At 32.2% G+C, this 12,641-nt stretch carries 8 protein-coding genes; 4 read left to right on the top strand and 4 right to left on the bottom strand.

Translation table 11 applies throughout. The features are described from left to right. Positions 1-170 precede the first annotated feature (170 nt). The 3 genes from JOP69_RS01685 to JOP69_RS01675 form a co-directional block, all read right to left on the bottom strand. Positions 171-959, bottom strand: coding sequence for an IclR family transcriptional regulator (locus JOP69_RS01685; protein WP_203393836.1), 789 nt, complete (start codon positions 957-959; stop codon positions 171-173). Between the two features lie 161 nt (positions 960-1,120). Then, entirely contained in the window at positions 1,121-1,984 is an 864-nt protein-coding gene (locus tag JOP69_RS01680) for an AraC family transcriptional regulator (RefSeq protein WP_203393835.1), read from the bottom strand. A gap of 4 nt (positions 1,985-1,988) precedes the next feature. Further along, entirely contained in the window at positions 1,989-2,852 is an 864-nt protein-coding gene (locus tag JOP69_RS01675) for an AraC family transcriptional regulator (RefSeq protein WP_203393834.1), read from the bottom strand. A 157-nt stretch (positions 2,853-3,009) separates the two neighbouring features. On the opposite strand from JOP69_RS01675, the gene JOP69_RS01670 reads away from it, so the two are divergent. Genes JOP69_RS01670 through JOP69_RS01655 form a run of 4 tightly spaced genes read left to right on the top strand, consistent with a single transcriptional unit; the run spans position 3,010 to position 10,317 of the window. Continuing rightward, positions 3,010-6,249, top strand: a complete 3,240-nt coding sequence (locus JOP69_RS01670; protein ID WP_203393833.1) for a DUF1553 domain-containing protein — start codon at positions 3,010-3,012, stop codon at positions 6,247-6,249. A 26-nt stretch (positions 6,250-6,275) separates the two neighbouring features. Continuing rightward, positions 6,276-7,790 carry a DUF1501 domain-containing protein gene (locus JOP69_RS01665; protein WP_203393832.1) on the top strand — a complete coding sequence of 505 codons (1,515 nt, stop codon included), beginning with the start codon at positions 6,276-6,278 and terminating at the stop codon, positions 7,788-7,790. A gap of 10 nt (positions 7,791-7,800) precedes the next feature. Then, positions 7,801-8,907, top strand: coding sequence for a twin-arginine translocation signal domain-containing protein (locus JOP69_RS01660; protein ID WP_203393831.1), 1,107 nt, complete (start codon positions 7,801-7,803; stop codon positions 8,905-8,907). Positions 8,908-8,925: 18 nt separating this feature from the next. Beyond that, positions 8,926-10,317 carry a c-type cytochrome domain-containing protein gene (locus tag JOP69_RS01655; protein WP_203393830.1) on the top strand — a complete coding sequence of 464 codons (1,392 nt, stop codon included), beginning with the start codon at positions 8,926-8,928 and terminating at the stop codon, positions 10,315-10,317. A 336-nt stretch (positions 10,318-10,653) separates the two neighbouring features. Here JOP69_RS01655 and JOP69_RS01650 read toward each other — a convergent pair whose 3' ends face one another. After that, positions 10,654-12,633 (bottom strand): plastocyanin/azurin family copper-binding protein, encoded by a 1,980-nt coding sequence (locus tag JOP69_RS01650; RefSeq protein ID WP_203393829.1) that lies wholly within the window; start codon positions 12,631-12,633, stop codon positions 10,654-10,656. Positions 12,634-12,641 lie beyond the last annotated feature (8 nt).

Below are 12,641 nucleotides of genomic sequence, written 5' to 3'. Positions count from 1 at the left end.
TTTCAAATAAGAAACAGTTATCTTATTTGAAACAAATGTAATAAAAAAAAGCACACAAAAACACATGAAACTAATTTCATATATGAAATTAGTTTCAAAAAAAAATAGATTCCAATAAAGTACAACCGTACTTAATATAAAACTCAATAAAATAATGGTGGCATAAAATTTTAACCCAAGTAACCTAACTTTGTAGAAATTTCTAGAGCGTACTTAACAATTATTTCTCCCTTAACATAAAATTCTTCATGCCGTAATCTACCATGCGGTGCCGTAATCCATAACGCAGCTACAGGATAACCATGCTCATTAAATACGGGAGCTCCTAAACAGTGAATACCTTGTATATCCTCGCCATTATCAACAGCATAGCCCATTTCTTTTACTTCTTTTAATTGCTCTTTAAAAGCTACTTTAGAAACAATTGTATTTTTAGTAAACTTTGTAAAAGACATATTTTTTAAGATAGCACTCGACTCTTCCTTAGGTAAATTTGCTAATATAGACTTTCCTCCGACTGAGCTATGTAAACTAAACTGTGTACCTGGCTCTACAAATAGTTTTACAGGGAATGATGATGAGACTTGCTCTAGAATAGTACCTGTGCTACCAAGTATAACACCCAACATTACAGATTCTTTTAACTCGTCTCTTAAAGCCCGCATCACATCAATAGATACCTCTACAATACTTTGCTCATTCATAGAAGAAATACCAAGGCTTAACATCTTTCTTGATAAAGTAATTTTTTTTGTCGTTTCGTTTTTTTGCAAATAATTCTTATAAATTAAGGTACTAACAATACGAAAAGCACTGGATTTTGATAAAGATAATGATTCTATTATTTCGGCCAAAGTTAGGCCACGTGTCTTAGTTGCCAACAACTCTATTATTAACAAGCCTCGTTCTAAATTTGGTACACTATACGCAGGTTTACCAACTACTTTATCATTATTCATAAAACCTCTTCTTTAAGAACACAAAAGTAGTATTATTTATTTAACAGAAATATTCCCTCATCCTAAAGCGCTAAACATTGCTTAAAAAACAGTAAACTAAAGAAGTATAAAACATTAAAAACTAAAGATTTAAAATCGGTATTAATTTATTTAAAAAAATATCAAACTACAAAATGCTCTTTCTTAAATTCTTTAGGTGTTTTCCCCACCTGCTCCTTAAAAGTTCTTAAAAAATGAGAATAATTTTCATAACCTATTTTCATAACAATGTCTTTCAAAGAGAAATCCGTTGTTATTAATAATAACATCGCTCTTTCTATGCGCATGTTTTGAATATACTTGCTTGGACTAATTCCGAATTTATTCTTAAAACTTCTAGAAAAATGATCCTTATTCATACTGCAATACTCCGCTAATAATTTTATATTTAAATTGTTATTCAAATTTTCAGAAATATAACTTAACACCTTATCTAAATTAGAATTACTAGATTTTTCTACAGTTTGATTCGCATCAATAAATTTAGATAATAAAACTTTTAAAATCCCATGCGTTTCTAAATAATTACTTGCAGTTAAATCTATATTTCGTTTTTCAAACGCAACCATTGTTCTATGATTATCATAGTATTTAGGATCATTATTTATCAAACCTCTATTGGGGTTTATAGTCAACAATCTTTCAAAACAAATAGCATCTAAACATGTTGCTTTTACTTCATAATTAAAATTTACAAAATTGTAAATAGACAAACCACTCCCTAACTCTTCGAAAAAACTGACATAATATTGCTCATGTTTTAAATCGCATTTATAACTACTATACACAAAACTGGGAATAAGATATAAATAGCCAGGTAAAAGGTGGAATTTTTTATTGTGATGATACACAAACGCTTCTCCGCTTGTAATTAAATACAACCTAGTAAACGGACTAATAACGTTATCAAAATTCCAATTATGATCTAATTTATCATAACCTGCATTTATCAATTTTAATTTTAAAGACTTATAATGATTTGCCAAGAGTTTATAAATTAAGTTGTTCTTTTCTGAATTTCGCAGGACTTAAACCTACTATTTCTTTAAATTTTTTGGAGAAATAAGACAAACTTTTCAAGCCCACTTTCTCCGCTATTTGCTCTAAAGAATCCTTCGTAGTAAGTAATAAAAACTGCGCCCTTTCTACTCTTTTTAGCTGAATGTATTTATTAGGGTTTACTTTAAATTTTGAATAAAACGATTTTGTAAAATGATCTGGACTTAAATTGCAATATGCTGCCAAAGTAGCCACCATTAATTCTTCATTTAAATGTTTTGCAATATATATTAAAACCCTATTTAAGTCACCTTTAAAAACTCCTTTATCATCCAAAACAGCAGCATTTTCAACAAATCGTGAAAGTAAAATTGCCAATACACCTTGTGTTTCAATATCGTAATTTAAATAAGCATCTTTACTACTTTTATAATTAGATAACTTACTATTAATGTGTGTTATAGGGTTATTATCTAAAACAGCTTTATTAGGATTTAAAACAAGTAACCTTTCAAAAAAGTCGTAATCCGTAACATTTGCTTTCACTTCATATTTACACTTTTTTGTATTAAAAATAGACATCCCTAATTTTATCTCTTCAAAAAAACCTGTATAATACTGTTCATGAAAATCTTTGCATTGATAATCATTATAAGTAAAACTAGGAATTAAATACATATAACCTGGTTTTAACACAAAAGTCTTCCCACCGTAAGATGCCTCTGCTTCTCCTTTAGTTACTAGAAACAACCTTACAAATGGACTTATCACATTACTAAAACGCCATGTTTCATTAAGTTTAGCTACACCTGTATGCAACATACTTAACTTTAGAAAAGGTAATAAATTATTCATACAAAAAAAGATTAAATCAAAACAAGACAATTATCATGTTAAGCCTGAAATATAGAACAAATATCGGAAATAAGCATTTTTAAGTCTGATTTAATTAAGTTAATTTTTTACTTTAATGCTAGTTTTGTGACCTATAATATTAGATTCACTAAAAGGCATGAGGTTATTTTTATTTATTATTGGACTACTACTGTTTAGTTCTTGTGGTCCAAGTTTACCGGATTCAGTAGCTGAGGAGTATAAAAAGCTTCCTAAAAAAGTTGACTTTAATCAACATGTAAAACCAATTTTATCGGATAAATGTTTTTTATGTCACGGTCCAGATAAAGGAAATATAAAAGGAGGACTACAATTACATACAGCAGAATTAGCGTATGCAGAACTTTCTGAAAGTCCTGGTAAATTTGCTATAGACCCGAAGAACTTAAAAAATAGCGAATTTTTTCATCGTATTATTACCGACGATCCTAAATTAATAATGCCAGAACCAGGCTCTCACCTAACCTTAAGTGATTATGAAAAAGCTGTTTTTGTAAAATGGATTGAAGAAGGAGCAGAATACAAAGAACATTGGGCTTTTTTAAAACCAGAATTACCGGAAATTCCTACGGTAGAACATACTGATTTTGTAGCTAGTCCTATTGATAATTTTGTGATTGCTAAATTAGAAAACTTAAAATTTTCACCTTCTAAGAAAGCAGAAAAAGACATTTTATTAAGACGAGCAACTCTAGATTTAACAGGTTTACCTCCTACTATAGAAGAAATTAACAACTTTATAAACGATTCATCTCCAAATGCATTCGAAAAACAAATAGACCGCCTTTTAGCTTCTAAAGCCTATGGAGAACATAAAACTTTAGACTGGATGGATCTTTCTCGTTATGCAGACACACACGGTTATAGTAATGACAAATACAGAGATACATCTCCTTGGAGAGATTGGGTTATTAATGCTTTTAATGAGAACATGCCGTATGACAAATTTATTACTTGGCAGCTTGCAGGTGATATGTTTGAAAACGCTACCAAAGAACAAAAACTAGCGACTACCTTTAATAGATTACATCCTCAAAATTTAGAAGGAGGTATTATTGATGAGGAGTTTAGATCTGAATATGTTGCCGACAGAACAGCAACTGTAAGTCAGGGTTTAATGGGCCTTTCTTTTGAATGCGCTAAATGCCACGACCACAAATACGATCCTATTTCTCAAAAAAACTATTTCGAAATGTATAGTTTTTTTAATAATATTGATGAAACCGGTTTAATTCCTTGGGATCTTGCGACACCAGTACCAGCAATGATGTTGCCTACAGAAGAACAAGAAAAAGTATTGGCTTATTTAGAAACCTTAGTAGATGATACCGAAGAAAAAGTAGCTAAAATAAGTACAACAGAAACTGCTAAAGCAACTAAATGGATTGCTAGTAATGGCTATAAAAAAATAGCTACTAATGCAAAACCTAAAAGTTTAATTGCTGCTTTTGACTTCAATAACAAAAAACTTGTAAATACAGTTGGTGGTAACGGAAAGAACAATATAAGAATGCGTCAGCAATTTGTTGATAACGAAAAAGCTATTTACACCAAAGGAGCGCATGGAACTGGACTTTCTATGAATGGTGACACTTGGTTAGAATTAGACAAAATTGGAATCTTTCAAAGAAACCAACCTTTTAGTATTGGTATACAAGTTTTTATTCCTAAAGATTTAAAAGAAGGCGTAATTTTTCATAAAATGAATAGTCCAGAACTACATAGTTTTAGAGGATATCATTTAAAAATTAAAGACAACAAACTAGAAGCACTTTTGGCTCACGTATATCCAGATAATGCCATTGTTGTTGAAACTTTAAACGAGGTTCCAAAAGAAAAATGGGTACAATTAACCTTCACTTATGATGGATCTAGTAAAGCTAATGGCGTTTCTATTTATGTAGATGGAGAAAAACAACAAACTAAAACAGAATTTGATAATTTATATAAAGACATTGTTTTTCATGGTTTGCAATTATATGGGGCCAAAAGCCCGCATTTAGAACCTGGTTTACGAATTGGTGCTGTATGGAGAGGAAAAGGTATTAAAGGTGCTAGTGTTGATGATTTACTTGTGTTTAATAAAGAATTAAGCGAACTAGAAGTACTACAAATTGCCAATACAGAAACATTAAAAAGTATGAAGCAAAAAAGCAGCAAAGATTTATCTGATGCTGAAAAAGAGAAATTTGTCAATTATTATTTATCTGCAAATTCAAAACCATATACAAACGCCCTAAAACAATTAGAAAAAGACAGGCAAGTTCTAGTGGATAGTATAGACCCTATCAAACAGATAATGGTTATGAAAGAAAGCAAACATAATAGACAAACCTATATTTTAGGTAGAGGAAATTATGACAATCCAACAGATAGTGTTTTTCCAAATGTTCCAGAAAAAATATTCCCAATGCCAAAGGGTGTGAAAAAAAACAGACTTGGATTGGCTAAATGGATCACAGACAAAAACAACCCATTAACAGCCAGAGTTGCCGTAAATAGATATTGGCAAAATCTTTTTGGAACCGGACTTGTAAAAACGGCTGAAGATTTTGGGAATCAAGGAGAAATGCCAAGTCACCCAGCATTATTAGATTGGTTAGCTATTCAATTTATGGATTCTGGTTGGGATGTAAAAGCACTTCATAAAACAATTATGATGTCTAACACTTACCAACAAAGTTCTGTTATTACGGAAGAACTTTTAGCTAAAGATGGCGAAAATAAATGGCTCGCAAGAGGCCCCTCTAACAGACTGTCTGGAGAAATGTTAAGAGATAACGCATTAGCCGCTTCTGGTCTATTAAATCGAAAAATTGGTGGAGAAAGCGTAAGACCTTATCAACCTAAAGGTTTATGGAAAGTAAATGGAGACACCTATGTTCAAGATGGTGAAGAAGGATTATACAGAAGAAGTATGTACACTATTTGGAAACGTACCATACCAAATCCTACAATTTCTATTTTTGATGCACCAACAAGAGATTTGTGTACAACACGTAGACAAAAAACAAACACACCTCTACAAGCTTTAGTTGTTTTAAATGACCCAACCTATATTGAAGCTTCTAGAGTACTAGGAAAACAAATTACAGATGCAGAAAACTTAAAAACAGGAATAACTTCTGTATTTAAAAAGTTAACCGGAAGACAAATTTCTGACAAAGAATTAACTCTATTAACAGCATTACAAAAGGAAGAATATAAAAATTTTGATAGCAATATTGAAAAAACCAAAGGTTGGCTTCAAGCAGGTGCTTTTAAAATTTCTAAAACTGATAATAAAGCATTAATAGCAGCTAATTCTGTTGTAGCTAGTACAATTATGAACGCAGATGCAACTATTACAAAACGATAAATTGTTAAACTCTAAATAAAGAAATTATGTGTAATGATCATCATAAAAAATTAACATCTAACAATAGAGATTTACAAAAGTTAGAAAGACAGCTTGATAGAAGAGCCTTTCTTAAAAAAACATCATTAGGTTTAGGAGCAATTGCTTTAGGTGGATTATTAGGTGCAGATAAAATGTTTGGGGCTACCGGTAAAAAAAGTACCGAAGAAATGATTTTAGAAACCTATAATAAAAATAGATTAGGTTTACCTCATCATTTACCAAAAGCGAAACGTATTATATATTTATTTCAAAGTGGAGGTCCTTCTCAATTAGATTTATTTGATTATAAACCTAAATTAGTAGACATGTTTGGTAAAGAATTACCTCCATCTATTATTGGCGGTCAAAGACTTACGGGAATGAGCGGTAGTCAAAGTACATTACCCGTTGCTCCTTCTACTTTTAATTTTAAACAATATGGAGAATCTAGAGCTTGGGTTAGTGATGCCATGCCCTATTTATCTGAAGTTGTAGACGATTTATGCTTTATAAAAGGAATGCAAACGGATCAAATTAATCATACGCCGGCAATTACTTTTATGCAAACAGGAAATCAATTACCTGGTAGACCTTCTATCGGTTCTTGGTTAAGTTATGGTTTAGGATCTGACAATGAAAACCTACCAACGTTTATCACCTTGGTTTCTAAAAACGGGAAAGGGCAACCGCTAAAAGCTAGTTTATGGGGAAATGGTTTTTTACCAACAGAACATCAAGGGGTTCAATTTAGATCTGGTAAAGACCCTGTATTATATTTAAGTGATCCTGAAAATTACGACGGAAACGATAGAAGACATATGTTAGATTATTTAGGAAATCTAAACAATATTCAGAAAGATGCTTATGGTGATCCAGAGATTCAGGCTAGAATGGCGCAATACGAAATGGCCTTTAAAATGCAAACCTCTGTGCCAGAAGTAACAGATTTATCTGATGAACCAGAACACATTTTCGATTTGTATGGTAAAGACAGTAAAGATCCGGGTACGTATGCAGCAAATTGCTTAATGGCTAGAAAGTTACTAGAAAAAGGCGTTAAATTTGTACAATTGTATCATCAAGGATGGGACCAACATAACAATTGTCCGGGAGGAACAAAAAGTCAATCCAGAAAAACAGATCAAGCCAATGCTGCCTTAATAAAAGATTTAAAACAACGTGGTATGTTAGATGATACGTTAGTTGTTTGGGGTGGAGAATTTGGAAGAACAGTATACTCTCAAGGTCAATTAACAGATACAAATTATGGTAGAGATCATCACCCAAAAGCATTTACAATGTGGATGGCAGGTGCAGGTGTAAAACCGGGATTCTCTTACGGAGAAACAGACGATTTTAGTTATAATGTAACCAAAGATCCTGTACATGTGCATGATTTCCATGCAACGTTAATGCATTTATTTGGTATAGATCATGAGAAATTAACTTTTAAACACCAAGGAAGACGTTACAGATTAACGGATGTTCATGGACATGTTGTAAAAGATTTATTAACATAAAACAAAATAGATGTCTACAAGAAGAGATTTTATTAAAAAAGCTGGACTAGCAACTGCTGCGTTAACCGCTGCACCTACATTTGGTTTTCATATGATAAAAAAATCAAAAAAAAATGATGTAATTCTAGGGCACGGAGATTATCAATATAAATTAATACGAGATTGGGCTAAAATGAGCTCCATTGAAACCCCTTTATTGAATTGCCATGAAATGCAAATGGACAGCAAGGGTAGATTGGTGATGATTGGAGATCATCCTAAAAACAATGTGATTATTTTTGATAAATCTGGAAACGTTATAGACTCTTGGGGAACTGCATATCCTGGTGGACATGGTTTAACAATATCCGACGAAGGAGGAGATGAATATTTATTTTTAGCAGATTCTGGTTGGTTTTTAAACAAACAAGGTGGTTGGACAAAACACAACGGAAGAATTACAAAAACAACTATGGATGGTCGCGTTGTTTTTGATATAGGACATCCACTTACTATTGGAATTTACAAACCAGGAGAATCTTTTTGCCCAACAGAAACAGCAATAGGTCCTAATGGAGATATTTATGTTGCTGATGGTTACGGCATGAGTAGAATTATTCAATACGATTATAATGGTCGTTATATTAGACATTGGGGAGGAAGTGACAATCCAGATAAAAATTATCAAATTAAAAGCGCCCATGGTGTTGCCATAGATTACAGAGATAAAGAAAACCCAATGGTGGTTGTTACCTCTAGAAGTCAGGCTTGTTTTAAGTGGTTTACCTTAGATGGAAAATATATAAAAACACTTCACTTGCCAAATATGCAAGTTTGTAGACCTGTTTTTGATGACACCAATTTATATGCTGGAGTGTGCTGGTCTCAACCAGAAGTTGGAAAAACTGACTGGAAACAACCCACAGGATTTGTAACGATTTTAGAAGGAGACAAAGTGGTTTCTAACCCAGGAGCTACTGCTCCATTATATGTAAATGGAGAACTTCAAAAATCATATCAATTACTAGACAAACCTATCTCTCATGGTCATGATGTGTGTGTAGATAATGATAAAAACTTGTACATCTGCCAATGGAGAGCAGATAAAACACCGCCATTAAAACTAGAACGCGTATAATTTATTAGCATTTATTTTATGACTGAAACACCAGACTTTATCATCTTTCTAGGAAGATTTCATCCACTTGTGGTACATATGCCTATTGGATTTTTATTCTTTGCTTTTTTATTAGAAATCTATAGTAAATGGAAAAAAGACTCTGTATTTAATGCAGGAATTCCGCTAGCTCTTTTAACAGGAGCCGTAACTGCTGCAATTGCCTGTATTTTAGGATATATGTTATCTTTAAGTGGTGGCTATGATGATGCCGCAATTGATTCTCATTTCTGGTTTGGAATTGCTACCACAGTTATTGCTTTTATGGCGTGGTTAATTAGAATTGATAAAATAAAAATAAGCAAACTAAACAGCGTCAAATCTAATATTGCAACACTTGCTCTACTTGTTATTTTATTAAGTGTTACTGGTCATTATGGAGGTAATCTTACCCATGGAAGCGATTATTTAACAAAATATGCTCCTTTTCAAGAGAAAGAAGAACCTTTACAACCGGTAACTAAAGTGGAAGATGCTGTTGTGTATAGCTATTTAGTAGCTCCTATTTTAGAAAACAAATGCACCAGTTGTCATAATACTGATAAAAAGAAAGGTGGTTTAATGCTGCATGACAGTATTGCTATTTTAGGTGGTGGTAAAAACGGTGCTGTTTTGGTGGCTGGAGATGCTTCCAAGTCAGAATTAATTCGTCGTGTTTTATTAAATCCGCATCATGATGACTTTATGCCTCCAAAAGGAAAAACTCCTTTAACAGAAGAAGAAACAGCTATTATAACTTATTGGATTGATAACGCAAATGCCAGTTTTTCAACTAAAATTGGAGCTATAGAATCTTCTAAAAAAACATTGGCAATTGCTACCACAATGTTGGGATTATCTAGTGATGGAAACAATGGAAATGAACTACCTAAATTAGGTGTTATAGATGAAAAAGTTTTAAATGAACTTCTATCCGAAGGTTTTACCCTAAGAGAATTAGTGTTTGGATCTAATTTATACGAAGCCGTTTTACCTTCAAATACAATTACCGTTGCTAATGCAGATTTACTTGAGGAAAAACTGAAGAAACTAGTAGGGATTAAAGATCATATTTTATGGTTATCTATTCAGGACAATAACTTAAGTGATGCCAATATAAAAGATATTAATCAGTTTAAAAATCTGCTAAAATTGAAATTGAACAGCAATCCAATTACAGATATCGGAATTTCTGAATTGAATGCCTTATCTAAATTAACAAGTATAAATCTATACAATACACAAGTTACAGAAGTTAGTTTAGGTAGTTTATCTAAATTGAAAAACTTACAAAAAATTTACGCTTGGGAAACTAAAATAACAGCAGAAAACAGCAAACCTTTCTTAAAAAAAGGAGCTTTTCAAGTAGTTTTAGGAAAAACAATAGATTAAAAAATTAGATTCCCGCTAAGCTTTATCAAAATGATATACAAAAGCGGGAATTATAGTTTTTATACTTAACAATAAAACTTCTAAGGAACTTATTTTTTTATAACTTGATAAAGTTATCTTTTCCGGTTGTACAGCGTACAGTAAACTTTTTATTAAACTCATAAATGGAGTAAAAGAACTTTTACTCTCTACTCCATAATTCTTATAACCTGTATTATTTATCAATAAAAAGATGGGTTCATAAATTAATTCATTTCGATTAAATTACTATTCCATAAAAAAATGCGATCCCATTTTTGGAATCGCATTTTAAATTTTTATATAATTAAAAACTCTCTACTTCACAATTAATTTTGCTCTCATAGAAAAAGAATGCCCAGGAAAAGTACAAACTATCCAATATTCTCCAGGTTCGCTAGGAGATTTAAAGTAAATAGTTTCATTACTTTCTGGAGCAACAGTTCCTGTATGAAATAATATTCTATCATCAAACGGAACATAATTTAAATCTGAACCTTCAAGTCCTAAACTAAGCGCTAATTCCCCTATTTTAAGAGGCGTTTCTTTACCTGGTTTGGTTATAACAACATTGTGTATCATGTCATCATTATTATTCAGAGTTAATTCAATATTACTATTTCTATTGATTGTAATCTCTTCAGTATCGTATTTTAACCCAGGAATGGTACCAATAACAACTTTCTCATCTGCACCACGTTCTCCCCAAGAAGACGGCATTGTGTTAACGCGTTTAGGTTGTTTTATTGTTTTCTTTGATGTTTTTGACATCTGCATTTGTGGCGATTTTAACTCACCTCCTGGAACTTCGTTTAAAGTATAATATCCGGTATTATGCAATAATAATTCTCCTGAAGCAGATGTTAACTTCGGAATTTCTATTTGATGAATATACCCCAATCGCATTCCATGAATGGTTAATTTCACTTTTAAACCATCGGCAGAAACAACTGCTTTATGTATCATAGATTTTTGAGCATCTACAATAGGACTTCCATATTCTTTATGATAACCATACGTAAAAGTCGACATTTTGTAATTTGACAAATCTTGCGCCATTTTTTTGTTGATTGGTTTGGTAAACTCTAATTCAAAACCATCATTTAACGCTTTCATTTTTTTTATTTCAAACGGAGTTTTTCCTGTCCAAACTAAACGCTGTAAACCATAAGATTTTCTTCCTGTTGATGACCATCCTCTACTTGTCATACCTACAAACATATTAGAATCATCGCCCCAAATCATTCTTAAAACACCCGAAGAGAAATTTTCTTTAAATAGAAAAGAAGCTCCTTGATACACGCCATTTACTTTTTCCATAAATACACGCACAACTTTACTATGTCCTTGATCTCCCACAAACATTTGACCTGCAAAAGGTCCAAACTTTCCGTTAGTTGTATCATACAAAATATCTGAAGTAGAAATGCCTTGAATGGTATGAGGAAACCATATTGCAGGTGCTTTTACTTCTTTTTTTATTTTTGCATATTCATAAAGTGTCACACCTTCATCAGGATTTAAATCTTCTGGCTTCATAGAAAGTGGAGATAATTTATCCCCTGTCCATTGTAAACTCATTGGATTTCCACCTGCAAAATCTCCTTTTTCAATATGTGTCATACGTCCAGAACCAACCCATTCACCTTGGTTTTCAGTATAAAATATATCGCCATTGGCATTCACATCAAAACCTGCTGGAGATCTTAAACCTGCGGCTAATGGTGTCATTTTTCCTTCTGGTGTTATTCTTATCAACCACCCTCTCCATTTTGCCATACTTAAAGCATCTCCCATATAAGTTGCATTTAAGGTGAGTATCATATCTCCATTCTTATCAAATTTAGGTCCGTAAGAATATTCGTGATAATTACCAGATAATGGCCAAGAAAAAACAGTTTTGTAATAATCTGCAACACCGTTTTTATCTTCGTCTTCTAATCTTGTTAACTCGCTACGTTGGGTAGCGTAAAACCCATTATCTTTATAAGCCAAACCAAGAATTTCATGCATTCCTTTAGCAAATAATTTATAGGTTGGTTTTTTAGTCTTCGGATTATCAAGCACCCAAACTTCACCTCTTCTAGTAGAAACACCTAATTTACCTTCATTGGTTAATGCCAAGCCTCCAACTTCTAAAACTATGTCTTTAGGAATAGGAACATCTACTATTTTATAATAGTCTAATTCTTTTTGAGCAAGCGCTTTGTTTACAATTTTACCTTTTTTCTGAGCGATTCCTGCTTGACTTGCAAATAGCAACACTACAACAGCTAATATTTTATATAAAGTCTTCATTTTTTTTA

Source organism: Polaribacter sp. Q13, from assembly GCF_016858305.2.
Classification (GTDB): Bacteria; Bacteroidota; Bacteroidia; order Flavobacteriales; family Flavobacteriaceae; genus Polaribacter.
Note: the sequence above shows the minus strand (reverse complement) of the source record. Positions and strands in the feature narration are given on the sequence as shown.